Origin of the sequence: Lysobacter stagni, assembly GCF_030053425.1 — a bacterium.
Taxonomy (GTDB): domain Bacteria; phylum Pseudomonadota; class Gammaproteobacteria; order Xanthomonadales; family Xanthomonadaceae; genus Lysobacter_J; species Lysobacter_J stagni.
Genome location: NZ_JASGBI010000001.1, coordinates 3,562,599 through 3,586,652 on the forward strand (window position 1 = coordinate 3,562,599; position 24,054 = coordinate 3,586,652).

The 24,054-nt window shown below is 68.8% G+C and carries 22 protein-coding genes; 15 read left to right on the forward strand and 7 right to left on the reverse strand.

Annotated elements, in window-relative coordinates:
- Positions 1-44: 44 nt before the first annotated feature.
- The 3 genes from QLQ15_RS16525 to QLQ15_RS16535 all read right to left on the reverse strand — a co-directional run bounded on the left by QLQ15_RS16525 (position 45) and on the right by QLQ15_RS16535 (position 6,070).
- Entirely contained in the window at positions 45-3,899 is a 3,855-nt protein-coding gene (locus QLQ15_RS16525) for a YhdP family protein (protein WP_283213835.1), read from the reverse strand.
- Between the two features lie 96 nt (positions 3,900-3,995).
- Positions 3,996-5,489 carry a ribonuclease G gene (gene rng, locus QLQ15_RS16530; protein WP_283213836.1) on the reverse strand — a complete coding sequence of 498 codons (1,494 nt, stop codon included), beginning with the start codon at positions 5,487-5,489 and terminating at the stop codon, positions 3,996-3,998.
- The gene (locus tag QLQ15_RS16535) at positions 5,486-6,070 is read right to left on the reverse strand and encodes a Maf family protein (RefSeq protein ID WP_283213837.1); all 585 of its coding nucleotides are present in this window, start codon (positions 6,068-6,070) and stop codon (positions 5,486-5,488) included. Before QLQ15_RS16535 ends, rng begins: the two co-directional genes overlap by 4 nt.
- A gap of 145 nt (positions 6,071-6,215) precedes the next feature.
- Here QLQ15_RS16535 and QLQ15_RS16540 point away from each other — a divergent pair, with 145 nt between their 5' ends.
- From QLQ15_RS16540 to QLQ15_RS16555, 4 genes are all read left to right on the forward strand, one after another.
- Positions 6,216-6,965 (forward strand): SIMPL domain-containing protein, encoded by a 750-nt coding sequence (locus QLQ15_RS16540; RefSeq protein ID WP_283213838.1) that lies wholly within the window; start codon positions 6,216-6,218, stop codon positions 6,963-6,965.
- Positions 6,966-6,968: 3 nt separating this feature from the next.
- The gene (locus QLQ15_RS16545; protein ID WP_283213839.1) at positions 6,969-7,151 is read left to right on the forward strand and encodes a hypothetical protein; all 183 of its coding nucleotides are present in this window, start codon (positions 6,969-6,971) and stop codon (positions 7,149-7,151) included.
- A gap of 134 nt (positions 7,152-7,285) precedes the next feature.
- A complete protein-coding gene (locus tag QLQ15_RS16550; protein WP_283213840.1) occupies positions 7,286-7,963 on the forward strand; it encodes an energy transducer TonB in 678 nt (225 codons plus the stop codon).
- A gap of 212 nt (positions 7,964-8,175) precedes the next feature.
- Positions 8,176-11,361: an autotransporter outer membrane beta-barrel domain-containing protein gene (locus QLQ15_RS16555; RefSeq protein ID WP_283213841.1), complete on the forward strand. Its 3,186-nt coding sequence runs from the start codon at positions 8,176-8,178 to the stop codon at positions 11,359-11,361.
- 72 nt (positions 11,362-11,433) lie between these two features.
- Here QLQ15_RS16555 and rlmH read toward each other — a convergent pair whose 3' ends face one another.
- Complete coding sequence (gene rlmH, locus QLQ15_RS16560; RefSeq protein WP_283213842.1) at positions 11,434-11,904, reverse strand: 23S rRNA (pseudouridine(1915)-N(3))-methyltransferase RlmH; 471 nt, start codon at positions 11,902-11,904, stop codon at positions 11,434-11,436.
- A 119-nt stretch (positions 11,905-12,023) separates the two neighbouring features.
- Here rlmH and QLQ15_RS16565 point away from each other — a divergent pair, with 119 nt between their 5' ends.
- The 3 genes from QLQ15_RS16565 (at position 12,024) to QLQ15_RS16575 (ending at position 15,653) form a co-directional block, all read left to right on the forward strand.
- Positions 12,024-13,571: an alkaline phosphatase PhoX gene (locus tag QLQ15_RS16565; RefSeq protein ID WP_283213843.1), complete on the forward strand. Its 1,548-nt coding sequence runs from the start codon at positions 12,024-12,026 to the stop codon at positions 13,569-13,571.
- 203 nt (positions 13,572-13,774) lie between these two features.
- Entirely contained in the window at positions 13,775-14,686 is a 912-nt protein-coding gene (gene tesB / locus QLQ15_RS16570; protein WP_283213844.1) for an acyl-CoA thioesterase II, read from the forward strand.
- A gap of 115 nt (positions 14,687-14,801) precedes the next feature.
- The gene (locus QLQ15_RS16575) at positions 14,802-15,653 is read left to right on the forward strand and encodes a hypothetical protein (protein WP_283213845.1); all 852 of its coding nucleotides are present in this window, start codon (positions 14,802-14,804) and stop codon (positions 15,651-15,653) included.
- Between the two features lie 267 nt (positions 15,654-15,920).
- Here QLQ15_RS16575 and QLQ15_RS16580 read toward each other — a convergent pair whose 3' ends face one another.
- Positions 15,921-16,553: an EF-hand domain-containing protein gene (locus tag QLQ15_RS16580; RefSeq protein ID WP_283213846.1), complete on the reverse strand. Its 633-nt coding sequence runs from the start codon at positions 16,551-16,553 to the stop codon at positions 15,921-15,923.
- A gap of 140 nt (positions 16,554-16,693) precedes the next feature.
- On the opposite strand from QLQ15_RS16580, the gene QLQ15_RS16585 reads away from it, so the two are divergent.
- From QLQ15_RS16585 to QLQ15_RS16595, 3 genes are all read left to right on the forward strand, one after another.
- On the forward strand, positions 16,694-17,428 hold the full coding sequence (locus QLQ15_RS16585; RefSeq protein ID WP_283213847.1) for an arginyltransferase: 735 nt from the start codon (positions 16,694-16,696) through the stop codon (positions 17,426-17,428).
- Positions 17,429-17,492: 64 nt separating this feature from the next.
- Positions 17,493-18,728 carry an endonuclease/exonuclease/phosphatase family protein gene (locus QLQ15_RS16590; protein WP_283213848.1) on the forward strand — a complete coding sequence of 412 codons (1,236 nt, stop codon included), beginning with the start codon at positions 17,493-17,495 and terminating at the stop codon, positions 18,726-18,728.
- A 6-nt stretch (positions 18,729-18,734) separates the two neighbouring features.
- Positions 18,735-19,070 (forward strand): hypothetical protein, encoded by a 336-nt coding sequence (locus QLQ15_RS16595; RefSeq protein WP_283213849.1) that lies wholly within the window; start codon positions 18,735-18,737, stop codon positions 19,068-19,070.
- A 727-nt stretch (positions 19,071-19,797) separates the two neighbouring features.
- On the opposite strand, the gene QLQ15_RS16600 is transcribed toward QLQ15_RS16595, so the two are convergent.
- Positions 19,798-20,208 (reverse strand): hypothetical protein, encoded by a 411-nt coding sequence (locus tag QLQ15_RS16600; protein ID WP_283213850.1) that lies wholly within the window; start codon positions 20,206-20,208, stop codon positions 19,798-19,800.
- 9 nt (positions 20,209-20,217) lie between these two features.
- Positions 20,218-21,417: a formate-dependent phosphoribosylglycinamide formyltransferase gene (gene purT, locus QLQ15_RS16605; RefSeq protein WP_283213851.1), complete on the reverse strand. Its 1,200-nt coding sequence runs from the start codon at positions 21,415-21,417 to the stop codon at positions 20,218-20,220.
- 157 nt (positions 21,418-21,574) lie between these two features.
- Here purT and QLQ15_RS16610 point away from each other — a divergent pair, with 157 nt between their 5' ends.
- The 5 genes from QLQ15_RS16610 to QLQ15_RS16630 all read left to right on the forward strand — a co-directional run bounded on the left by QLQ15_RS16610 (position 21,575) and on the right by QLQ15_RS16630 (position 24,042).
- A complete protein-coding gene (locus QLQ15_RS16610) occupies positions 21,575-22,450 on the forward strand; it encodes an SdiA-regulated/phytase-like domain-containing protein (RefSeq protein ID WP_283213852.1) in 876 nt (291 codons plus the stop codon).
- A gap of 87 nt (positions 22,451-22,537) precedes the next feature.
- On the forward strand, positions 22,538-23,401 hold the full coding sequence (locus tag QLQ15_RS16615) for an SPFH domain-containing protein (RefSeq protein WP_283213853.1): 864 nt from the start codon (positions 22,538-22,540) through the stop codon (positions 23,399-23,401).
- 13 nt (positions 23,402-23,414) lie between these two features.
- Positions 23,415-23,693 carry a hypothetical protein gene (locus QLQ15_RS16620; protein WP_283213854.1) on the forward strand — a complete coding sequence of 93 codons (279 nt, stop codon included), beginning with the start codon at positions 23,415-23,417 and terminating at the stop codon, positions 23,691-23,693.
- Positions 23,690-23,872, forward strand: a complete 183-nt coding sequence (locus tag QLQ15_RS16625; RefSeq protein WP_283213855.1) for a type II toxin-antitoxin system antitoxin — start codon at positions 23,690-23,692, stop codon at positions 23,870-23,872. The genes QLQ15_RS16620 and QLQ15_RS16625 overlap by 4 nt, the downstream gene beginning before the upstream one ends.
- Positions 23,869-24,042 carry a DUF4177 domain-containing protein gene (locus QLQ15_RS16630; RefSeq protein WP_283213856.1) on the forward strand — a complete coding sequence of 58 codons (174 nt, stop codon included), beginning with the start codon at positions 23,869-23,871 and terminating at the stop codon, positions 24,040-24,042. Before QLQ15_RS16625 ends, QLQ15_RS16630 begins: the two co-directional genes overlap by 4 nt.
- Positions 24,043-24,054 lie beyond the last annotated feature (12 nt).

A 24,054-nucleotide genomic window follows, 5' to 3' on the forward strand; every position in this document is an offset into this window, starting at 1 on the left:
TCCAACCGGTGAGCGCGGGCCCGCGCCACCGATGCGCGCGCCGTTCAGCCCGACGGCGGTGAGGCCTCGGCCTCGGCGCGTCCCTGCTCGCTGCCCACCACCTCGACCTTGGGCTCCTTCCACGGTCCTGTGACGCGGTAGGTGCGGGAGGTCATCTGCCCCAGCGGGCGCTGCAGCACGGCGTTGGCCGCCGCGCCGATGGCCGCGCCGACCGGACCGCCGGCGATGGCCCCGGCCACGGTCAGCAGGTTGCCGGCCTTGGGGCGCACTTCGATGGTCTGGTCGAAGCTCTGCGCGCGCAGGTTGGCGCTGCCGCGTATGGCAATCGATGCGGCCGGGCCGTCGATCATCATGTCGTCGCTGTGCGCGGTGCCGTTGGCGAAGCGCACCGTTCCTCCGGCTTCGTTGAAGGCGAAGCCCTTGGAGAAGAAATCACGGAAGTCCAGCATCAGGCGGCGCGGCAACTGGGCCAGGCTGAGCAGGCCCAGCACGCGACCGGCGCCGGGCTCGACTTCGAGCAGCCGGCCGTCGCGGATCTTCGCCTCCAGACTGCCATCCAGCGTGGCCAGGTTGAACGCGGCCGGGCTCCCGGCCCACGCCGCGTCGAAATGCATCGTGCCGTTGCCGCCGGCCAGCTGCTGACCCATGCCGAAGCCCGACAGCATCTGCCCCAGGTCCTGGCTTTCGATGCGTACGTCCAGCGCCGTGCGTGCGACGTTGCCGCGCCCGGTCCAGTCGCCGGTCACGTCGATGTTCTGCTTGGGCGCGCGCATCTGCACCTGCGCGATGCGCATGCCGGTCGCGGTCGGCTGCGTGCGCAGCTTCGCTTCGCCCAGGTGCGCGTCGGACACGCGCAGGTCGGCGATGTCGATGGTGAGCGGCGGAATCTTCGCCGGATTGAACGGATCCTCCGCTGGCGCCACGGGTGCGGCGGCATCGGTTGCGGCTGACGCTGCAGCCCGCTTGGGCGCGCGCCAGTACATGCGGTCGAAGCGGCCGGCGATGGCCGCGCCTTCGGCCGCGGGAATGAGCACCGCGCCCTGCAGCGCCGCACCTTCGGCCTGCACCGCGGTCGCGCCCTGCGGCGCGGGCACCACCACCAGGTGCGTGTCGGGAAACACGCCGCCCAGCAGATTCAGGCGCTGCGCGGTGACATCGATGCGTTGCAGTGTCAGGCCATTGCCGCCGTCGCCGTGCAACAGCCCGATCCAGTCGATCGCGTCCAGGCTGGCGGCACGCCCGGTCGCGACCAGCCCACGCGCGGGCGGCACGTCATCGACATGATTGCTGCCCAGCGCCAGGCGGATGCCCGTCCGGCTCGCACCCATCGAGTCGGTGGTGCTGCGTGCGCGCACCGCGATCACGCTGCCCAGGTTCACGCGCACATCGCCACTACCCATCGGCAACGGCGTTTCCACCGACGTGGCCAGCGCGTCGCCAGCAGCCTTGCGCAGCGGCGCAGGTAGATCCAGCGCGGTGCCGACCAGATTGGTCTGCAACTGCAGCAGCGTCGGCGCGGTCTTGCCGGGCGCGGCCTTGGGAATGGCGATCCCCACCGTCCACGCCGAACGCCCGCTCACGTGCGGCTTCAGCCACGCCAGCTCCGGTGCCCGATCCAGCAGTTCGGGCGCCGACATCTGCGCGTCGAGTCCGGCTTCGAACACGTTGCCCTTGTCGCGCACGTAAGCCTCGCCCGCGCGCAGCGACAGCGAGCCCGGCTGTCCTTCGTGCCGCACCTTGAGGTTGTCGGCACGGAACCCGCCGCGACCGTATTCCGCACGGCCATTGACCTGGTCGAACGCCAGCTTCCAGCGCGGATCGGCCAGCTTGGCGTCCTTGAGTTCGACGGTGCCGTCGATCGACGTCGTCGCCCCCGTATGCAGCGGCATGTTCATGGCGAAACCGACCTTGGCCGGCCCGCTCGCGCTGATGCTCCGGAGCGTGTCGCCGTGTTCCTTCTGCAGCGGACTCTCGCGCAGCAGCTGCACCAGTTGCTGCGCGTCCGCAACGCCCTGCGCCTGCACGGTGAGCGCACCGTCGCGGTAGTGATCGATCGCCGCGTGCACCTGCTGGACGCCGACGCCCGCCAGGCGCCCCTGCCCGTCCACGGTGAATCCGTCCGCGATGAAGGCGACGTTGGCGTTGAGCCCTTCCATCGCCGGCCAGTCGGGCTGGAACTTGACGGAAGCGTTGTCCAGACGCGCGCGCGCTTCGAACAGGCCGTTGCGATCGCGGAAAGGCCAGTCGTCCAGGTCGCCGGACACGACCGCGTGACCGTCGAGGAGGCGACCGCCGACCAATGCGTTGTCGAGCCATTCGACCACGCGAGGCGGCATGAGGTGACGGATCCAGAAGCCCTTTGCGGCCGGCACCTGGGTTTCGTCGATGTCGGCGGCGATGTCGATCCACGGACGCGTGCCGTCGCCCTGCCACCACAGACCGCCACGCGCACGCACACCGAAGTTCTCGCCCTTCACGTGCAGGTCCGAGGTGCCCACGCGCCAGCCGGCACCCTCGCGCCAGCCGCCGACCGAACCGTGCAGCGACACCGCGTGCGTCACGCCAAAGCCGCTGGGCCAGTCGAAACGCATGGGCGAGGACGGATCGAGCTGCAGCATGAAGCCGTCCGCGTCGCCGTCGAATTCGCCTGCCAGGCCATTGAGGCCGGGTGCGTTGCCGACGGCGCCGAATCCGAACGAGGCGATGCGGGCATGCGCGCGCATCGCACCGCCGCGCACGCCGGCGACTTCGATGCGCTGCAGCGATGCCTGCGGCCGTGTGTTCTGCAACCACACCCGCAGACCCGGCGCGAGACGGTCGCTCAACGCCGCTGCGGCCAGCAGCGGACCGGCATCGATGCGGTCGGCCAGCAGCGCGAAGCGCTCGCCGCCCGCCACGGCCAGTCCGTCGAGTTTCTGCGGCAGGCCGGTGCTGTCGATGCGCAGCTTCGGCGCGTCCGCACGCCAGCCGCCATCGATGATCTGCCAGCGCGCGAGCGCCTCCACGCGCGAGAACGCGACGCGCGGCACCGCACCGCTCTCAAGCGCGGCACCGCGCAGACCGACGCGCTCGAGCGCGACGTCGGCCAGCACGCGGGTGATGCGATGGCCGCGCAGGTCGGCCCAGGCTTCGGCGCGTCCCTGTCCGGACTCGCTGCCGATGCCGGCGATCTGCAGCAGCGGCGACCACGCGGCCAGGTCGGCGCGACGCGCGCCCACGTAAGCGCGGCCGTCGCCCTGCTTGCGGTCGAAATCGAGCACCGCATACAACGGCGACGAGGCCGCGCCCGGTACGCCGTCGCTGGGCCAGGCGCGCACACCGGCGCGCACGCGCGGGCCATCCACGCGCAGGCGCATGTCGATGCGTGGAATGCGCGCGTCCAGACCGAACGCCGGCGCGATGACGCGCAGCTTGCCGCCGATCACCTGCAACTCGCCCAGACCCTCCAGCGCGGACAGCGGATCGCGCTGCGCGGGTTGCTCCTGGCCCGGCAGGCCCCGTACTTTCCAGCGGCCGTCGTCGGCACGTTCGAGCGTGAGATCCAGATCGCGCAGGCGCAGTTCGGAGAACGCATGGCCCGGCAACAGGCCCGCGTAGACGGCCACCAGCATCTCCGCGTCGCCCACGGTGAATGCCTGGTTTCCCGCGCCCACGCGCAGGTTGTCCAGACGCAGCAGCGGGCCGCGTCGCGTCCACGCCGTCTCGACACGATCGAACGTCACAGGCCGGCCGGCGCGCTCGCTCAACCATGCCGCGATGCGCTGCGGATTGCTCTCGGCCAGCGGCAATACCTGGCTGGCCAACGCCAGCAGCAGCGCGACCAGCACCAGCGAAAGTGCGATGGCGTAGGCCACCCCGCGACGGGCCAGGCGCATGCGGCGGCGCAGCGGCGTTGGCATCAGCGCGCTCCGCCGGTGATCAGAACTTGGCTACGCGAACGCGCGCAAACCATCTCGCGCTTGCGGATCACGAAGCCCGGATTTCGGATCACGGCTTTACAGCAGAACGACATCGAACTGCTCCTGCGCGTACTGGTCGTCCGCCTGGAAGCGGATCGACTTGCCCAGGAATTCCTCCAGCTCCGCCACGGCCGCCGACTCTTCATCGGTGATGCGCGCGACGACCTTCGACGAGGCGATCACCATCAACCGCTGCGCGTCGAACTGACGCACCTGCCGGACGATGTCGCGGAAAATCTCGTACGTCACCGTTTCCGGTGTCTTCAACGTGCCGCGCCCGCCGCATTCGTGACACGGCTCGCTGAGCTGGCGCTCCAGGCTTTCGGTGGTGCGCTTGCGCGTCATCTCCACCAGGCCCAGCGGCGAGAACTCGTACACCGTGGTCTTGGCGTGGTCGCGCGCGAGCGACTTCTCCAGCTGCCGCAGCACCTGGCGCTTGTGCTCGGCATCGGTCATGTCGATGAAGTCGATGATGATGATGCCGCCCAGGTTGCGCAGGCGCAGCTGGCGCGCCACCGACTGCGCCGCTTCGAGGTTGGTGCGGTACACCGTCTCCTCGAGGTTGCGCTGGCCGAGGAACGAGCCGGTGTTGATGTCCACCGTCGTCATCGCTTCGGTCTGGTCGATGACCAGGTAGCCGCCGGACTTGAGCGGCACTTCCTTGTCCAGCGCGCGCTGGATCTCATCCTCGACGCCATACAGGTCGAAAATGGGGCGCGCGCCGGTGTAGTGCTCGATCTTCTCGTCCAGGCCGGGCATGTACTGCGCCGCGAACACGCGCAGGCGCTCGCAGGTCTCGCGCGAGTCCACGCGCACCTTCTCCACGTCCTTGCGCATGAGGTCGCGCACGGCGCGCATGGGCAGGTTGAGATCCTCGTACACGCGCTCGCCGACGCGCGCGCTGCGTGCACGCTCCTCGATCAGCCCCCACACGCGGCCCAGGTACGCCACGTCCTCGCCCAGTTGTTCTTCCGGCTGGCCTTCGGCGTTGGTGCGCACGATGTAGCCGTGGCCATCGCCGGCGGGAGCGAAGGACGTGATGTGGTTCTTCAGGCGGGCGCGCTCGGCTTCGTCCTCGATGCGCGCCGACACCCCCACCACGCGCGTGCGCGGCAGCAGCACCAGGTAGCGCGAAGGGATGCTCAGCTGCGTGGTCAGGCGCGCGCCCTTGCTGCCGATCGGGTCCTTGACCACCTGCACGATGATCTCCTGGCCTTCGCGCAGGAGTTCGGCGATGGGGCGCGTCGGCGTGGGCGGCAGCGGGGCCTCCTCGCCTTCGCTCTCGCCCTCGGCCACGGGCGTGGGCTTGACGATGTCGGCCGCATGCAGGAACGCGGCGCGCTCCAGGCCGATCTCGACGAAGGCCGCCTGCATGCCGGGCATCACCCGCTGCACCTTGCCCTTGTAGATGTTGCCCACCACGCCGCGACGCCAGCCGCGTTCGATGTGCAGTTCCTGCAGCATGCCGTTCTCGACGACGGCGACGCGGGTCTCGCGCGGGGTGACGTTTACAAGGATCTCTTCGCTCACTTCACCACCCCGAACTCGCGCAGCAGCGTGGCCGTCTCGTACAGCGGCAGCCCCATGACACCGGAATAGCTGCCGGACAGTCGGGTGGTGAAGGCCTCGGCGAGGCCCTGGATGGCGTAGGCGCCGGCGCGGCCGTGCGGCTCGCCGCTGGCGACGTAGGCGTCGATCTGCGTCGGGGTCAGTTCGGCGAAGGTCACTTCCGACACCGACACCGCCTGCGCTTCGCGCGCGGGCGAGACCACCGACACGGCGGAGATGACCTGGTGGGTACGGCCCGACAGCCGGCGCAGCATGGCCGCGGCATCGGCATCGTCGGCCGGCTTGCCGAAGACCTCACCGTCCAGCACCACTTCGGTGTCCGACCCCAGCACGACCGCGGCCGGGTTGCCGACCACGCGCAGCAGTCCGGCGCCGGCCTTCTCGCGGGCGACGCGGCGCACGTAGTCCTCGGGGGGTTCTCCGGGTTGCGGATGCTCCGGAATATCGATGTCGAGGACGCCGAATTCGGCACCGGGCTGGCCCGACAGGAGTCGGCCCAGCAATTCGTGACGGCGGGGGGATTTGGAGGCGAGATACAGCATCGGCGAAGCATAACCCGCACTGACTGGAGCACCGAACGGGCATCATCGGTAACCCCGACCGGGCTCACGAATCGTTCACCGGATCGCCAAGACCCTAGGGCCCGTCGCGGACGGCCGGCCCTTCATACCCCCAAGAGGAGTTGTCATGCCCCAGCTGTCGCCCCGCACCACCTTGCGCCCGCTCGTCCTTGCCGCTGCCCTCGCCTTCGGAGCCCTGCCCGCCGTGAGCCCCGCCCAGACCACGCCCTACGTCGCCACCGATGGCACGCTGCTGTCCGTGTCGGCCCAGGCCGAGGCGCGACGCGCGCCGGACATCGCCACCCTGTCCACCGGCGTGGTGACCCAGGCCGCGGACGCCAACGCCGCCATGCGCGCCAACGCCGAGCAGATGGCCAAGGTGGTCGCGGCGATCAAGGCCGCCGGCATCGCCGAGCGCGACGTGCAGACCAGCGGTGTCAACCTCAACCCGCAGTACAAGTACGTCGAGAACCAGTCGCCGACCATCACCGGCTACCAGGCGATCAACAACGTCAACATCGTCGTGCGCGACATCGCGAAGCTGGGCAAGATCCTGGACGCGCTGGTCGCCACCGGTGCCAACCAGATCAACGGCCCCACCTTCGACCTGGACGATGCGAAGAAGGACGCGGCCTACGACGAAGCGCGCCGCGCGGCGGTCGAGAAGGCCCAGGCCCGCGCCGAGATGTACGCCAAGACGCTGGGCAAGAAGGTGCGCCGCATCGTCAGCATCAGCGAGGGCGGCAGCTTCGCCCCGCCGCGCCCGATGCCGATGATGGCCATGAAGGCGATGGATCGCATGGAATCCACGCCGATCTCACCGGGTGAAAACACCTTGTCGGTCAGCATCGACGTGGTGTTCGAACTCGGAAACTGATCCATGTCGAAGTCCGGCAAGACCGCTCCGCCCGCACCCGATCCCCGGCCCGGCCGCAATCCGGGTTATCCCGAGCCCGCGCCGCGCGATCGCGAGGATGCGCAACACCCGCATCCGAAACACAAGCCCGACCCGGACGAAGGCGGGCTTGGACGCGAGCCGGAGCACCCGCCGGAACCGGACTGATCACCGCGCCATACGCAACACGCAACGGGCCCGCACTGCGGGCCCGTTTCTTTTTCCGCGATCGTTCGCAACGTGCAACCCCGCCGCGCTTCCTCAGGCGTTTGCCGCCAGTGCACACCACAGGAGGCATTGCCATGGCCCATGCACACGCGCTTCCGTTTCCCGCACACGCACACGCACGCGAATCGCTTGATGCCACCCGCATCGCGGCCAACGCGGGCACCATGCTGGTCAACGCCGCGCTGATCCTGCTCCTGCTCGTTCCGTTGACGGAGCGCATCGCGGCGCCCACATCGAAGGTCGACGACGTGATCACCCTCTTCGACATCCCGCCGAAGAAGGATCCACCCAAGCGGCAGGAGGTGGAGATCGTCCGTGAACCGCCGAAGCCCTCGGCAACGCCGACGCCGCGCCCGCAGCCGCAGGTCGTTGCCGTCGAGCAGCCCGTCGTGGATGCGCAGCCCGGCGACATCGCCGTCGAAGCGGCGGAGGTCACCGGCGAAACGTTGACCACGCTGGATCCGCAGCCGCCGCCGGCCGGCACGCAGTTGCAGGCGCTGCAATCGCCACCGCCGCCGTATCCGGGCCAGGCCATGCGCGAAGGACTGCGCGGCGTGGTCGAGCTGGAAATCCTCGTCGGCATCGACGGCCGCCCGCTCGAAGTGCGCGTGGTGCGCAGCAGCGGTCATCGCTTGCTCGATCAGGCCGCCCTGCGCACCGTGCGCACGAAGTGGATGTTCCAGCCGGCCATGCGCAACGGCCAGCCGGTGCAGGCACTGGGGCGCGTGCCAATCGAGTTCACGCTGCAGTGATCGTTACGCGATTCGCTGAAGTAGACATCGGGAGCCCGCGGATGCGGGCTCCCAACTTGCATGTTCGATGACACAAATCCGCAAGGAAAGATTCGCGTTTATCGATTCCTGGAACGTACCCAGACTCTCGTGTGGCCCGGAGCATCTCTCGCACTCGCGCAGAACCGCCTCGAATGGATGGCCACCGTGTTCGATCAAACCAGGAATGATTCATGCGCATTCGCAAGCTCACGCCCAATCGGCTCTCCCTTTCGCTTCACCTTGCTCTTCTAGCTTCGCTTCCTTCAATCGCAAACGCCCAACAGCTCATCGCGCTGACCGGGCAGGCGAAGACTGCCACCGGCACCTACGCGGACGGCACCACCAACGGCTTCACCCTCGCTGCGGAAGGCACCGGAGCGTCCATCACGGGCAGCGCCACGGTGCGTAATACCGGACGGAATGGCGCGGCGCTGTTCTCGAATCTTGCCGGAGACATCTCCCTCGCCAACTCCACGATCAGCGCGAGCGGTGCGGATGGCACGGGCGTGTGGGCGCAGGATGGCGGCACCGTGAACCTCACGGACAGCACTGTCGATGCCACGGGACCCCGTGGATCCGGCGTGTTCGCATGGGATGGCACCGTCGACATGAACGGTGGCTCCGTGACCGTCAGCTTCAGCGTCCTGGGGGCGAGCGCGATCCACGCCCGCGGCACGGGCATCGTGACGTCCAGCAACCAGACGGTGACGACCGCTGGCATGGGCACGGCAGCTGTGCTGGCGTCCGAGGGCGGGCACGTCACCTTGAACAACAGCAATGCGAGCGTGGATGGCGCTGACAGCTACGGAGCGTACGCGACCGGCGCTGGCAGCACGATCGAGACCACCGACGCGGAAATCGCGGTCACGGGGCCCGCGTCGCACGGCGTGGTCGCCGATGCCGGCGGCACCGTTGCGCTCGTCGACTCGACGGTCATCTCGAGCGTGATCGCCGGCAATCACGCCCTCCTCTCCATGGGCACCGGCAGCCTGATCACGGCGTCGGGCACCGACATCAACTCAAGCGGCTCTTCCGCGAGGGGCGCCGGCGCGCAATCCGGAGCCGCCATCCGCATCGAGAACGGATCGAGCATCACGACCACTGGCCTGGGTTCGCTCGGAGCTACTGCGCTGGGCACCGGCAGCACCCTCACGCTCGACGCCTCAACGGTCGACACCTCGGGACTGGATGCCATCGGTGCCGCGGCGGCCGACGGCGCGCAGGTATCCGTGATCAACGGCGCCACCGTTTCGACGACGGGGCTGGGGGCTTATGGCGTGGTCGCCACCGGCTTGAACTCCCTCCTGACAGTCGATGGCAGCGTCGTGCACACGTCGGGCAGCCAGGCCCCGGGAGCCGTCGCACAGGCCGGCGCCCTGGTTTCGCTGACCAACGGCGCCACGGTCGAAGCCTCGGGCAACAGCTCAAACGCCCTGGAAGTGACTGGCACTGGCAGCCGCGCCACGTCCAATGCCTCCACGATCACCAGTACGCAGGCGGTCGGCGTGGTCATGTCGCAAGGCGTCTCGGTCGATCTGGTCGACACGACGGTGAAGGGCCTGCCCCACGCCGTCGGCTTCGTCGCGGTGGGAACCGATCCGGCCATCACCACGCCCGCCATCCTGACCGTCTCCGGCGGCTCGCTGTTTTCCGAAGGCGCCCTGCTGCAGTCCCAGGACATCCATGCACAGGTGACACTGGCCGATGACGTGAGCGCCCTGACCACCAGCGGGGAACTGGCGCGCGCAAAAGACGGCAGCGTCCTGCTCCTCACGCTGCGCAACACTGCCGTGCAAGGCGATGTGATCGCCGAGAGCGGCAGCGCGCTCGACCTCACCATCGATGCGCAGGGTGCGCTCGAAGGTGCCGCCTACAACGGCCGGCAACTGTCCATGCTCGGTGATTCGCTGTGGACCGTGACGAATTCATCGACGTTCGCGTCGGCAACCAATGTCGGCCAGATCGCGTTCGCCGCACCCACCGGCGGCAACTTCAAGACGCTCACGATCAGCGGCGACTACACCGGAAACGGCGGCACGGTCGTGCTCAACACCGCGCTCGGCAATGACGCTTCGCGGACCGACACGCTCATCGTGCAGGGCAATACGTCCGGCACCACCGCCCTTCGCGTGAACAATGCCGGCGGTGCAGGCGCGTACACCACCGCCGATGGCATCCAGGTCGTGCGGGTGGATGGTGCGTCGAACGGCAGCTTCGCGCTGGACGGCCGCGTGGTGGCGGGCGCCAACGAGTACCTGCTGGCGCAGGGCGGCAAGGCGAACCCCGCCGACGGAGACTGGTACCTGCGCTCCGAGGCGCCGCCCCCGCCGGCGCCGGAACCGCCCCCGGCTGATCCCACGCCGGTGGAGCCTGCTCCGGTCCCGACCGCGCCAGTCATTCCCACGGTGCCGGAGCCCGCGGGGCTCCCCGTCTACCGCCCCGAACCCGCGGCCTACCTCGCCAACCAGGCGGCATCGGTCGGCATGTTCGAGCACTCCATGCATGACCGCATGGGCGAACCGAACCTGGGCAAGCGCGGTGACGACGGTCGCAGCGAGGCCGCATGGGTGCGCGTGGTGCGCAACCAGATGGACGGCCAGACCGGCGCGGGCCAGCTCGATGCCGGGACGGACCTGTCGGTGCTGCAGATCGGTGGCGAGATCGCCCGCTGGAACGGCGATGGCCGCTTCCACCTTGGCCTGATGGGCGGCACGGGGCGCGCCCACACGCAGGTGGCGTCCAACCTCACCGACTGGCACGCGAAGGGCAACGTCACCGGCTACAACCTCGGCGTGTACGGCACCTGGTTCGCCAATGCCACCAACGCCACCGGCGTCTACCTCGACGGCTGGTTGCAGTACGGACGCTACGACAACCGCGTGCAGGGCGAGCGGCTGTCCGAGGAGCGCTACGACGCGCACACGCTCTCGGCGTCGATCGAAGCGGGGTACGCATTCGCATTGAACGACGGCGGCAATACCCGACTGTTCATCGAACCGCAGGCACAGGCGATCTTCACCGACTACTCCGCATCGAAGCACCGTGAGGACAACGGCACGCTCATCGATGACAGGAACGCCGGCGGCCTGACCACGCGACTGGGTGTGCGCTTCTATGGCCACGCGGCAACCACCGCACACAACCTCGTGCAGCCGTTCGTCACCGTCAACTGGTGGCACGACAACGACCGCAACGTGATGTCGTTCAACGACACCGCGCTGGCACTGGGGCTGCCGCGCGATCGCTACGAGTTGAAGCTCGGCGCGCAGGGACAACTCGGCGGCGGATGGACGGGCTGGGGCAACCTGGGCCTGGCCGCCGGCGCGGGCGATTACCGCGACGTCACCGGCCAGCTCGGCCTCAACTATCGCTGGTAGGCCGCGTCGTCACCGTGCAACGAACGAGGCCACCCCGGATGACGGGGTGGCCTTCTTCGTTGAGCTCCACGCTCAGGCGCGGTGATACGGGTGGTTGGCCAGCAATGCCGCGGCGCGATACAGCTGCTCGGCCACCACCAGACGCACCAGCATGTGCGGCAGCGTGAGCGGACCCAACGACCAGGACTCATCGCCGCGCGCGATCACCTCCGGTGCGTGCCCCTCGGGTCCGCCGATCAGGAATGCCAGGTCGCGCCCCTGCGCACGCCAGTGTTCCAGGCGCTGCGCGAGCTGTTCCGACGACCACGTCCGTCCGCGTCCATCGAGCGTCACCACCAGTGCATTCTTCGGCAAGGCGGCGATGACGCGTGCGCCTTCGTCGTGCATCGCGCGCGCGGCATCGCGGCCCTTGCCGCGCAGGCCGGGCTCCACTTCCACCAGGTCCAGCGGCAGCCAGTGCGACAGGCGCTTCTGGTATTCGCCGAATCCCTCGGTCACCCAGCGCGGCGCGCGTTCGCCGACGGCGATCAGTTTCGCTTTCATCGGCGAGATGGTAGCGGGTGCGCGTCACGGTCCGGCGGCCTGACTTGCCGATGTCATCGTTTGGCCACGCCACGCTCCCAGCATTCGGGCTTCCCCCAGCCCCGCAGGAGAAGCAAGCGATGGATTCGTTCGATCCCTCCCGCCGCCAGGTCATCAAGGGCAGCGCTGCCGCCATGGCAGTCGGTGCCATCGGCAGCCTCAGCGCGCTGTATACGCGCCAGGCCCTCGCCGCCGGCGACCCGACCCGCCTTGCCCCCATCCCCAGCCGTTACGGCCCGCTGGCCCCGGTTGCCGACCGCAGTACCGGGCTGCCGTTGCTGCAGTTGCCGCGCGGCTTCAGCTACCGCTCCTTCGGCTGGAGCGGCGATGCGATGAGCGATGGCCAACCCTGCCCCGACCGCCACGACGGCATGGCGGTGGTGTCCGTGCGCAAGCCCGGTCGCGGCCCGCACGATCACGGCCGCGGCAATGGACATGCCCACGGCCACGAACTGGTGCTGATCCGCAACCACGAACGCGGCGGCGCCACCCCGATCAACGCCCCCGGCGTGTACGACACCGGCGACATCGGTGGCGGCCAGCAGGCCGGCGGCGGCACCACCACGCTGACCTTCCGCAACGGCGACTGGCATTCGGTCGAAGCCAGCCTGGGCGGCACCCTGGTGAACTGCGCCGGCGGCCCCACGCCGTGGGGCAGCTGGCTGAGCTGCGAAGAGATCAAGACCGATGCGGCCTCCAGCGCCGGCAAGAAGCACGGCTACGTGTTCGAAGTCCACACCGATGCCGAACGCACCACCGGCCGCCCGCTGGTCGCCCTGGGCCGTTTCAGCCATGAAGCGGTGGCGATCGACCCGCGCACCGGCATCGTCTATCTCACCGAGGACGACCGGAACAAGGCCGGGCTGTACCGCTTCGTGCCGAACGACCGCGCCGGGCGTTACGGCTCGCTCGAACACGGCGGTCGCCTGCAGGCGGCGCGCGTGCGCGGCCGGCCCAACGCCGACCTCACCGTGGCCGCGATCGGCGATGAGTACGCGCTGGAGTGGGTCGATGTGCCCGACCCGGACCTGGACAGCATCGTCGCGCCGTCCGGCTTTCCGGACATCTCCGCCGGCGAAACGCTCAGCGGTCCGTTCGCGCAGGCCTGGAGTTCCGGCGCGCTGCGCATGAGTCGCGGCGAAGGCATCTGGCACAGCGGTGGGCGCATGTTCATCGTCGACACCAGTACCGGCGTCGATGCGCAGGGCCGCAAGGGCCGGGGCAACGGTTCGGTGTGGGTGCTCGACCTGGCCACCCAGCGCATCCGCGCCCTGTTCGTCAGCGGCAACCAGTTGGCCGCGCACAACCCCGACAACATCACGGTCAGCGCGCGCGGCGGCGTGCTGTTGTGCGAGGACGGCGGCGAGAGCCCGGACGAGTACGGCCCCGGAGCGCGCCTGATCGGTCTGACGCGCAAGGGCGAGTCGTTCTATTTCTGCAAGAACAACATCGAGCTGACGTCCACGCAGATCGCCGGTGCCGGAAAGGTCATCGAGGAAGGCGACTATCGCGAGGCCGAGTTCTGTGGCGCCTGCTGGGACCCGTGGGGCCGCACGCTGTTCGTGAACATCCAGACCCCCGGCATCACCTTCGCCATCACCGGGCCCTGGGAACGCGGGCAACTGTAATCGCTTGTCGGGTGAGGCAGGCCGCTTAGCGGCACTGCCGCGTGGCCTGCGGAACGCCCGGCCAGGGATGGCCGGGCCGGGCGTTCCGAGGCCCGTCACATGACGCCATGGATGGCCGCAGCGGCACCTTCGGAGGCGGCCACGAGCGAAGCCCGCCCACCCCCACCGCTATACTTCACGCTCGCAACCCACGAGCGCACCGCATGACCGCCCCCGCTTCCGAGCAAGTCGTTCACGAGCTGGTCGAACTGCTTTCGCTGGAGCGGCTGGAAGACAACCTCTTCCGCGGACAGAGCCGCGACATCGGCACCAAGTACGTCTTTGGCGGGCAGGTGCTGGGGCAGGCGCTCTCGGCCGCGCAGGCCACGATGAACGTCCCGCGCAGCGCGCATTCGCTGCACGCCTACTTCCTGCGTGCCGGCGACATCGCCGCGCCGATCGTCTACCAGATCGACCGCACCCGCGACGGCGGCAGCTTCTCGGTACGCCGCATCACCGCGATCCAGCACGGCGAGGTGATCTTCTTCATGGCCGCCTCGTTCCAGGAGATCGAGGACGCCGGCGAACACCAGTTGTCGATGCCCGAAGTGCCCAAGCCCGAGGACATCGAGCCGGCGCCGGCCGTGCCCGAGCACGTGATGGCGACACTGCCGATCAAGATCCAGCGCTGGCTGTCGCGCAAGGGGCCGTTCGAGTTCCGCCACGTGTATCCGCGCGACGAACTCAATCCGCCCAAGCGGCCGCCATACCAGCAGTTCTGGTTCCGCCTCACCGAACGCGTCGGCGACGCGCCGGAACTGCACCGCGCCCTGCTCGCCTACGCGTCCGACTTCCACCTGCTGGGCACGGCCACGTTCCCGCACGGCATCAGCTACTACCAGCCGAACGTGCAGATGGCCTCGCTCGACCACGCGCTGTGGTTCCACCGCCCGTTCCGCGCCGACGACTGGCTGCTGTATTCCATCGACAGCCCCAGCGTGCAGGGCAGCCGTGGCCTGGCGCGCGGGCAGATCTTCGACCGCGACGGGCGGCTGGTGGCCAGCACCGCGCAGGAGGGCCTGATCCGCGTGGTGAAGGACGCGGCGGCCGCCGCGCACGTGCCGGCGAAGGAATAGCGGCTCCGCAGACCGGTAACCGGGGCGTGAAAACAAACGCCAGCGCCCCGTGGGTCTCCCGCTTTCGTCCCCACATCATCCCCAGCCCCCCCGCACCAGGTCCCGAGCCCCACCCATGAGACAGGTTTTCAGCAGCCAGCGCCTGGAAAACGTCGAGTCCGTCGCGCAGATGCTGCGCGATGCCGACATCGAGGTACGCATCACCAATGGCCGCTCGTACAAGGGCGGGCGGCGCGGCACCTTCAGCTACAGCGACGAGGCCGCGCCCAAGGCGGCGGTGTGGGTGGTGCGGTCGGACGACACCGTGCGTGCGCGCGAGATCCTGCGCGAGGCCGGCTTGCTGGAGAGCACGCGTGAGAGCTTCGCCGGCCCCACGTTCCACCTCAGCAGCAGCGAGACGCCGGCCCACGTCAAATCGCAGACGCGCGCGCTGCGCATCAAGCTGGTGCTGCTGGCAGGCATCGTGGTGGTGGGTGCGTTGGCGATCATGAATGTACTGAAGACCGACATCCCCACCGAAGCGCTGAAGAAGCACCCGCTGGACGGATCGCTGGCCGCCATTCCGCAACCGCTCGCCGCGGCGGTATTCACGCAGGAGTTGCCGAAGGCGCGCATCGACGTGTTGTGCCTGTCGATCGACGGGCAGGACGTTTCACCGGAGCTCGCGCAGGCGATGCAGCAGCAGCTGAAGGACGGCAAGCGCCAGGTGGTGCCCGCCTCGCAATGCGTACGCAGCGCCAACGAGGACGTGGGCAGCAAGCACCGCGCCTCCGGTCGCCCGGCGCTGATGATCGACGTGCACGCCTTCCGCCCGCAGACGCGCGACGAGAAGACCGGCGCCATCACCGGCCTGATCGAATACACCGCCTACCACCACCGCATGTCGGCGTCGTACAAGACGCTGGAAGTGAAGCAGGGCGAAAGCGCCTGGCAGGTTGTGCGCACGGTTAAGCACGTGGCGATGTAACGACTGCCAGCAGCCGTTGGCGCTTGCGCCGGCGACGACGCCAACCTCTCCCCTCGCGGGAGAGGTCGACGTGCGAAGCGTGTCGGGAGCGCGCGCGCCAGCGCGAACGCCCCCTCTTCCGCCCCTTCGGGGCACCTTCTCCCGCAAGGGGAGAAGGGAAACGCAACCGCAAAAAGAAAAGGCCCGTGCCGGGGAGATACCGGCACGGGCGCAACCGTGGACCTGTCGGTCGTCGTGCCGGTTTGGACCGCACGACCCCGACATGGTTCAACGATGCATCGGAGGCTTCAGATCGTCGCGGGTCAGGAAGCCGTCGCGGTTCTCGTCCAGGAAGGCGAAGGCCTTGGCCAGGCGGGGCATCTTCTCGGTCACCTCGACCCGGCTCAGCTTGCCATCCTTGTTGAGGTCGGCCTCGACGAAGCGTTCCTCGGCGCGCTTGGCGTGCTCGGCCTCGCGCTGGGTGCGCATGCGCTCGTGGTACTTGGTCAGCTCGCTACGGACCAGGAAGCCATCGCGGCTGGCATCGATGTCGGCGAACTTCTCGCCGATCCACGGCAGCGTGGCGGCCTCGGTGCGGCTGATGCGGCCGTCGCCGTCGGTGTCGGCCTCGGCCACGCGCCCGATGCCACCGTCACCGTGCCCGCCGCGGCGGCCGTGCCCCTTGTGCTGCGGGCGCTCGGAGGCATCGAGCTTGCCGTCGCGATTGCGGTCGAGCTCGTCGAACTTCGCGGCCAGGCGCGGGAATGCCGCCGCTTCGGTGCGGTCGATCGCACCGTCGTTGTTGGTATCGAGCGGCGCCCGGCGCGGTGCGTCGCCGGCCTGCGGAGCCGCGAACGCGGTGCCGGCGACGATCGCCGTGACAGCGGCGGCGAGCAGAACGGAAAGGGTATTGCGCTTCATGGATACGACTCCTGCGGGCGGCACCGGATGGCGCCGATGACCAGAACAACGCCCCCGCGTCCCGTCGGTTGACGGCGGGCCAACCGCGTTCAGTCAGACGACAGCGTTCCGCTCACACGCGGCGGCGCTATGCTCCGGCCATGGGTACCGAACCACAGGACAGCGACGATCTCCGCCTGTTCCACACCGGCGAGCACGCGTGCGGCTACTGGCCCGAACGCCTCGCCCGCGACCTGGTGCTCGACCCGCGCGACCCGCGCCTGCGCCAGTGGTACCCGCACGCGCTGGGCTGGGGTTTCCGACGTTCCGGCGACATCGTCTACCGCCCGCACTGCGCGGGCTGTCGTGCCTGCGTGGCGGTGCGCATTCCCGTGGACCGTTTCGTTCCCGACCGCAGCCAGCGCCGTTGCCTGGCACGCAACGCGCACGTGGAGATGCGCGTGCTGCCTGCGCAGCGCACGGGCGAGCAGTTGGCGCTCTATCGTCGTTACCTGGCCGCGCGCCACGCCGGCGGCGGCATGGATGGCCACGGCGCGCCGGAGTTCGACCAGTTCCTGATCGGCAGCTGGAGCGAAGGCCGCTTCCTGGAACTGCGCGACCCTTCGCCTCAGGGTCCCGGCAAGCTGCTTGCGGTGGCGGTCACCGACTGCACCGAGACCGCGCTGTCGGCGGTGTACACCTTCTACGATCCCGAGGAAGCCGACCGCGGTCTGGGCACGCTGGCGATCCTGCGCCAGCTGGAATGGGCGCGACGCGAACGCCGTCGCCACCTGTACCTGGGCTACTGGATCCAGGACCATCCGAAGATGGACTACAAACGCCGCTTCCGGCCGCTGGAAGCCTTCGACGGACGGCAATGGCACGACCTGCCCTGACGCGCCCTCACCACGCGCCATCTCCCGTCATACGGGCTGCGCAGGGCCGTGACAGAATCGCGCGATGTCCAGACTCCTCCCCGCCTTCGCGGCTTCGCTTGCCGTCGTCCTCGCCGCCTGCACCCAGATCAACATCAAGGGCGATCCCGAAGCCTGGGCACGCTCGATGAACGGTGATTCCACGCTGCGCGTGGCGACCTACAACACCTCGCTGTACGAGGACGACACCGGTGGCCTGATCCGTCGCCTGGAAGGCGCGGATGCGGGCGCGCGCAAGATCGCCTCGGTGCTGCAGCGCGTGCGCCCGGACCTGGTCCTACTCAACGAATTCGACTACGACGAAGCCGGACGCGCGGCGGACCTGTTCCAGCATCAGTACCTGGAAGTCGCGCAGCCGGGTGGCGGCGATCCGCTGCGCTATCCCTATCGTTACCTTGCCCCGGTCAACACCGGCGTGCCCAGCGGGCTGGACCTGGACCGCAACGGCAGCGCCGGCGGCGAAGGCCGCAACCGCGGCAACGACGCCTGGGGTTACGGCCTGCACCCAGGCCAGTACGGCCTGCTCGTGCTGTCGAAGTACCCGATCGACGCCGACCAGGTACGCACCTTCCAGCTGCTCAAGTGGAGCGCGATGCCCGGCGCACGCCAGCCACGCGATCCCTCCACGGGCGAGCCCTGGTATCCGCCGCAGGTGTGGTCGCAACTGCGGTTGTCGTCGAAGTCGCACTGGGACGTGCCGGTGCAGACGCCGACGGGCGTCGTGCACTTCCTCGTCTCGCACCCCACGCCACCGGTATTCGACGGCCCCGAAGACCGCAACGGCGCGCGCAACGCGGACGAGATCCGCCTGTGGCACGAATACCTCTCGCCCGGCGACAATCCGTGGCTGTGCGACGACCGCGGCCATTGCGGCGGCTTGCCGGCGAACGCGCGTTTCGTGATCGCCGGCGACCTCAACAACGACCCGGTCGACGGCGACGGCCGCCACGAGGCCATCCTCGAACTGCTCGAGCACCCGCGCGTGGCGCGTTACGCCACGCCGCGCAGCGAAGGCGCGGTGGAAGTGACGCGCAAGTACGCCGACACCGGCGTCGCGCACCGCGGCTCACCCGCGCACGCCACCGGCGATTTCGGCCCGAAGGCCGGCACGATGCGCCTGGATTACGTGTTGCCGTCGGTGGGTTTCGCGGTGAAGGGCAGCGGCGTGTTCTGGCCGTCCGCCGCTGCACCGGAAGCCGCCATTGCCGACGGTAGCGACCATCATCTGGTGTGGGTGGATCTGGACGCCGGCGGAGAGTAATCCGAGATGCCGCGGCTGCGAACGCCTTACGAAAAGGCGGCAGGCAAACTGATCTCGGCGATCCAGAAGGAATGGGGCGCCGAGAGCGGACTGTCGACGGCGGACTTCTCCGAAGGCGTCATGGACGCAGCGCATCACCTGTTGCAGGCGCGCACACCCGAGGCCGCGGCGCGCCTGCTGTCCTCGTTGACCGTGGGTCAATATCTCGGTGAGTTGTGGGTGCGACGACATCCGGCCGTTACGCCGTTCATCCGCGATGTTGAAGCTCTGCTGCCGAAGCAACTGAAGACGATCAGGCGCTGCTCGGCAGAGCCCCATAGCCCCCGGATGCGATGCCGTTGACGTTGACGTTGACGTTGCCGTTGCCGTTGCCGTTGCCGTTGCCGTTGCCGTGGATCTTGCGACTTCGGAGCGAGCCGAGCACCGCAGCCGTACGAGGGCCGAAGAGCCGCCCATGTTTGAGCGTAGCGAGTTTGAGCGGCGTGCCCTCGTGCGGCGAGGAGCACAGGGAACCGCCGCGTAGCGGCGGATCGCGGAGGGAGCCAGCGGTTTTGGTTACTTTTGCCAAGACAAAAGTAACCCGCCCGTTTTCGGGCGGAAGCTTTTGCTTCTGCTGGTGCCGTTGCCTTTGCAGTGGCTGCCGTCATTCCCGCGCAGGCGGGAATCCACGTGTCCGACGTATCCGGCCTTCGGAAAGAGTGCGATGACTGAAGATTGGATTCCCGCCTTCGCGGGAATGACGAGCTTCAACAACGTCGATATCAAGAGCAACAGCTTCCGCTCGCAAGCGAGCGGGTTACTTTTGTTTCGGCAAAAGTAACCAAAACCATCCGCTCCCTACGCGATCCGCCGCTGCGCGGCGGTTCCCTGTGCTCCTCGCCAGTCAGGGGGACGTCGCCCAAACTCGCTCCGCTACGCTGCGCTCAAACATGGGCGACTCTTCGCCCCCTGCCTGGCTGCGGTGCTCGGCTCGCTCCGAAGTCGCAAGATCAACAGCAACAGCAACCGCAACCGCAACTGCACCTGCACCTGCAACTGCAACTGCAACTGCAACGAACCTTGCTCGCCCTTACTCCGGCGGCAACTTCGCCACCGCCGGCACCACCATGTCCACCTTCGGCTGCACGAACTCCACCGGCGTCTGCACCGGGTGCGCCGATGCCAGCGGCGCGGGCGGTAGCGCGCCTGCCACCGGTTCGACCGCCACGCGCGGGCCGAAACCGAACACCCCGTCGCTGCGCGCCGATACGATCATCCGCACCATCGCCGACGGGATCATCAACTCCACCGCGATCGCGTGCCCTTCAGCGGTGCGGCCCTCCAGCGTCATCTCGATCAGCGCGCCGCCCGTGTCGATGGCGCTGCACATCACGTGCGGCCCGTGCGGGCCGTCCTGCAGATAGGGGCGGATCGCAGTGCCCAGCACTTCCAGCGCCTGCGGATAGAGGAAGACGGCGTATCCCTGGGTCTCGTCGAGCATGGCCTCTCCTCAGCGCAGTTCGATCTTCAACGCCGCGGCGGCATCTCGTGCGCGTTCGCGGGCCTGTTCGATGTCTTGTGCCAAGGCGAGCGTCACGGCAACGCGACGATGGCCTTCCACGCGCGGCTTGCCGAACAGGCGCAGCTGCGTGTCGGCCTGCGCCAGCGCCGCGTCCACGCCCTCGAATACCGGCACGCCATGGCCCGTCGCCAGCACCGCGCACGATGCCGAAGGCCCGAACAGGCGGATCGCCGGCACCGGCAGGCCCAGGATCGCCCGCGCATGCAGCGCGAACTCACTGAGGTCCTGCGAGATCAGTGTGACCAGACCGGTGTCGTGAGGGCGTGGCGATACCTCGCTGAACCATACCTCGTCGCCTTTCACGAACAGCTCCACGCCGAACACGCCCCAGCCGCCGAGGTCGTCGGTGATGGCGCGCGCGATCTGCTGCGAGCGCTCCAGCGCGCGTGACGACATCGGCTGCGGCTGCCAGCTCTCGCGGTAGTCGCCATCGCGCTGCAGATGGCCGATCGGAGCGCAGAAGGTGGTGCCGCCGGAATGACGCACCGTCAGCAGGGTGATCTCGTACTCGAAATCGATGAAGCCCTCGACGATCACGCGCCCGGCGCCGGCACGTCCGCCGGTCTGCGCGTATTCCCAGGCCGTGTCGATGTCGGCCTGGCTGCGGACCAGGCTCTGGCCCTTTCCGGACGACGACATCACCGGCTTGACCACGCACGGCACGCCGATCTCCGCCACCGCCGCGCGGTAGTCCTCGAGCGTGTCGACGAAGCGGTAAGGCGAAGTCGGCAGGCCGAGTGTCTCGGCGGCCAGCCGACGGATGCCTTCGCGGTCCATCGTCAGTCGCGCCGCGCGCGCAGTCGGAATGACGCGCACGTCGCTGCCGCGCGCGGCGAACTCGCGCTCCAGTTCGACCAGCGTCTGCGTGTGGATCGCTTCGATCTCCGGAACGATCAGATGCGGGCGTTCGTGCGCGATGAGCGCGCGCACCGCGGCGCCGTCGAGCATGTCCAGCACATGGCTGCGATGTGCGACCTGCATGGCCGGCGCATCGGCATAGCGGTCGGCGGCGATGACTTCCACGCCGTAGCGTTGCAGTTCGATCGCCACCTCCTTGCCGAGTTCGCCCGAACCGAGCAGGAGCACGCGGAACGCATGCGGGGACAGAGGGGTACCGAGCGTGACCATGGGTCGTCCACGTGGGGGAAAGACGTCCAGTTTACCGGGCGGGGTGCATCGGATCGGCAAGGACGGACTATGGCGGCACGCGGCCGCATGCGATCCTGTCGCGATGCCCGGCCCCCACCCGCGCGACTTCCTTCACTGCATTGCCCTCGCACTTGCGATGGCCCTGACCGCGTGCGCGCGACCGGCGCCCGAGCCGGAAGGAACCACGCGTGGCACGCGGCTGGCCGGCATGCTGCTCGATCCGCAGCTGGACGAGATCAGCGGGCTGGCCGCATCGCGCAGGCATCCGGACGTGCTGTGGATGCTGGACGACGGCGGCAATCCGGAGCGCCTGTTCGCCGTCGGCACCGACGGCACGCGGCTGGCCACGATGCGCGTGGAAGGCGTCACCAAGACCGACTGGGAGGACATCGCTGCCTTCCGCCTGGACGGACGCGACTACCTGCTCATCGCCGACACCGGCGACAACGGGGGCCTGCGTCGCAGCCTGCAGCTGCACATCGTCGAGGAGCCGGCGCGCATCGAGAACGCACGCGTGCGCCCGGCGTGGTCGATCGCATTCCGCTGGCCCGACGGAGCGCGCGACTGCGAGGCGGTCGCGGTGGACGCGGAGCGCGGACAGATACTGCTGATCTCCAAGAAGCGGCAGCCACCGGAGCTGTTCGCGCTGCCGCTGCGACCGCGCGGTCCGGCATTGCAGACGGCACAACGACTGGGAACGCTGGCCGGCGTTCCGCAGCCCGCCGCCGAGGCCCTGCGCCGCAACGCGCAACGCGCACGGCTGGAAGGCCAGATCACCGCCGCCGACATCTCACCCGATACGCGCACGCTGGCGGTGATGACCTACCGCTGGCTGCTGCTCTACCCGCGTCGCGGCAACGAGGACTGGGGCCAGACCGTCGCCCGCGCGCCCCGCGTGCAGGCCTTGCCGTGGCTGCCGCAGGCCGAGGCCCTGGCGTGGAGTGCCGATGGCCGCCGCCTGTACGCCACCGGGGAATTCATCCCGGCGCCGCTGTACCGGATCACGCCCTGACGACCGCCCGTCGGCACGGTTCCGCCGTCACTTGCGTCGATTGATATCTTTTTGATATCACATCAGGCGACGACAGGAGACAGTCCGATGAAAGAGAACCCGATCCGTTCCCTGCCCGGCATCCCGACGCTGCTGGCGCTGGTCATCACCGCCCTGGCGGCCGCCGCGCTGGCCGTGAAGGCCGTCTCCGGGGGATACCCGGGCCTGCTGGTGGTGGCCGTGTTGCTGGTGGTGGGCGTGATCTTCGTGGCGGCCGGCTTCTACATGGTCGAACCCAACCAGGCCGCGGTGCTGGCACTGTTCGGCAAGTACGTGGGCACCGTGAAGGACAACGGCCTGCGCTGGAACAACCCCTTCTACACGAAGAAGAAGGTCAGCCAGCGCGTGCGCAATTTCGAGAGCGGCAAGCTCAAGGTCAACGAGCTGGACGGCAGCCCGATCGAGATCGCCGCAGTGATCGTGTGGCAGGTGATCGACAGCGCCGAAGCCGTCTACAACGTCGACGACTACGAAAGCTTCGTGCACATCCAGTCCGAATCCGCGTTGCGCGCGATGGCCACCAGCTACCCCTACGACCAGCACGAGGAAGGCCAGCTGGCGTTGCGCAGCCACGCGGCCGAGATCAGCCAGCACCTGCAGGACGAACTGGCCGAACGCCTGGCCGACGCCGGTGTGCGCGTGATCGATGCGCGCATCAGCCACCTGGCCTACGCGCCGGAAATCGCCCAGGCCATGCTGCAGCGCCAGCAGGCCAATGCGATCATCGCCGCACGCACCCGCATCGTCGCCGGCGCGGTCGGAATGGTCGAGATGGCGCTGGCAGAGTTGCAGAAGAACGGTGTCGTGCACCTGGACGAGGAGCGCAAGGCACAGATGGTCAGCAACCTGCTCGTGGTGCTGTGCGGCGAGCGAGCCACCCAGCCCATCGTCAACGCCGGCACGCTGTACTGAGGACGCGCCCGGAATGCATGAACTCATCGTGCCCGCGATCCTGACCATCAGCGCCCTGCCGGCTTTCGTGGTCGCCCGGCTGATGGCCCGGGGCCGCCCGCAGGGCGCACCGATGCCGCGTCTGGCGCGGGTGATGCAGCTGGTGGGGCTGGCCATCCTTGCCGGCGCCGTGGGCCTGTTCTGGGCGGGCGACAACGGCACGCGCCGGCTGGCGGTGATCGTGGCGATGGTGGTGGCGGTCAACGGACTCGGCGTGATCCTGCTGGTCTCGATGGGACGCGGCCGCCGATGAGCGAGAAGAAGGCCTATCCCCTGCGCATCAACGCCGATGTCCTGGCGGCGGCGCAGCGCTGGGCCGACGACGAGCTGCGCAGCCTCAACGCCCAGATCGAATACGTGCTGCGCGATGCGCTGCGCAAGGCAGGCCGCCTGCCCAACCCGCCCCCTGTTCCGGATGAGGAGTCGCAATGAACTGGACGTATCAGGTCATCGAAATCGTGCCGCGGATGCTCGGCCCGGCCGTGAGCGAGCGTTTGCAGGAAGAACTCGACCGCCTCGGCGCGGAAGGCTGGGAACTGGTGTCGGTGATACCGGTGACGCCGTTCGACCATCTGCGCGCGGTGCTCAAACGCCCCGCCTGAACCGGGCCCCGC

Bases quoted from the DNA above. Each gene is read 5' to 3' on its own strand.
- QLQ15_RS16525 (WP_283213835.1), bottom strand. From the start codon at position 3,899: ATGCCAACGCCGCTGCGCCGCCGCATGCGCCTGGCCCGTCGCGGGGTG.
- QLQ15_RS16535 (WP_283213837.1), bottom strand. From the start codon at position 6,070: ATGCTGTATCTCGCCTCCAAATCCCCCCGCCGTCACGAATTGCTGGGC.
- QLQ15_RS16540 (WP_283213838.1), top strand. From the start codon at position 6,216: ATGCCCCAGCTGTCGCCCCGCACCACCTTGCGCCCGCTCGTCCTTGCC.
- QLQ15_RS16545 (WP_283213839.1), top strand. From the start codon at position 6,969: ATGTCGAAGTCCGGCAAGACCGCTCCGCCCGCACCCGATCCCCGGCCC.
- QLQ15_RS16550 (WP_283213840.1), top strand. From the start codon at position 7,286: ATGGCCCATGCACACGCGCTTCCGTTTCCCGCACACGCACACGCACGC.
- QLQ15_RS16555 (WP_283213841.1), top strand. From the start codon at position 8,176: ATGCGCATTCGCAAGCTCACGCCCAATCGGCTCTCCCTTTCGCTTCAC.
- rlmH (WP_283213842.1), bottom strand. From the start codon at position 11,904: ATGAAAGCGAAACTGATCGCCGTCGGCGAACGCGCGCCGCGCTGGGTG.
- QLQ15_RS16565 (WP_283213843.1), top strand. From the start codon at position 12,024: ATGGATTCGTTCGATCCCTCCCGCCGCCAGGTCATCAAGGGCAGCGCT.
- tesB (WP_283213844.1), top strand. From the start codon at position 13,775: ATGACCGCCCCCGCTTCCGAGCAAGTCGTTCACGAGCTGGTCGAACTG.
- QLQ15_RS16575 (WP_283213845.1), top strand. From the start codon at position 14,802: ATGAGACAGGTTTTCAGCAGCCAGCGCCTGGAAAACGTCGAGTCCGTC.
- QLQ15_RS16580 (WP_283213846.1), bottom strand. From the start codon at position 16,553: ATGAAGCGCAATACCCTTTCCGTTCTGCTCGCCGCCGCTGTCACGGCG.
- QLQ15_RS16585 (WP_283213847.1), top strand. From the start codon at position 16,694: ATGGGTACCGAACCACAGGACAGCGACGATCTCCGCCTGTTCCACACC.
- QLQ15_RS16590 (WP_283213848.1), top strand. From the start codon at position 17,493: ATGTCCAGACTCCTCCCCGCCTTCGCGGCTTCGCTTGCCGTCGTCCTC.
- QLQ15_RS16595 (WP_283213849.1), top strand. From the start codon at position 18,735: ATGCCGCGGCTGCGAACGCCTTACGAAAAGGCGGCAGGCAAACTGATC.
- QLQ15_RS16600 (WP_283213850.1), bottom strand. From the start codon at position 20,208: ATGCTCGACGAGACCCAGGGATACGCCGTCTTCCTCTATCCGCAGGCG.
- purT (WP_283213851.1), bottom strand. From the start codon at position 21,417: ATGGTCACGCTCGGTACCCCTCTGTCCCCGCATGCGTTCCGCGTGCTC.
- QLQ15_RS16610 (WP_283213852.1), top strand. From the start codon at position 21,575: ATGGCCCTGACCGCGTGCGCGCGACCGGCGCCCGAGCCGGAAGGAACC.
- QLQ15_RS16615 (WP_283213853.1), top strand. From the start codon at position 22,538: ATGAAAGAGAACCCGATCCGTTCCCTGCCCGGCATCCCGACGCTGCTG.
- QLQ15_RS16620 (WP_283213854.1), top strand. From the start codon at position 23,415: ATGCATGAACTCATCGTGCCCGCGATCCTGACCATCAGCGCCCTGCCG.
- QLQ15_RS16625 (WP_283213855.1), top strand. From the start codon at position 23,690: ATGAGCGAGAAGAAGGCCTATCCCCTGCGCATCAACGCCGATGTCCTG.
- QLQ15_RS16630 (WP_283213856.1), top strand. From the start codon at position 23,869: ATGAACTGGACGTATCAGGTCATCGAAATCGTGCCGCGGATGCTCGGC.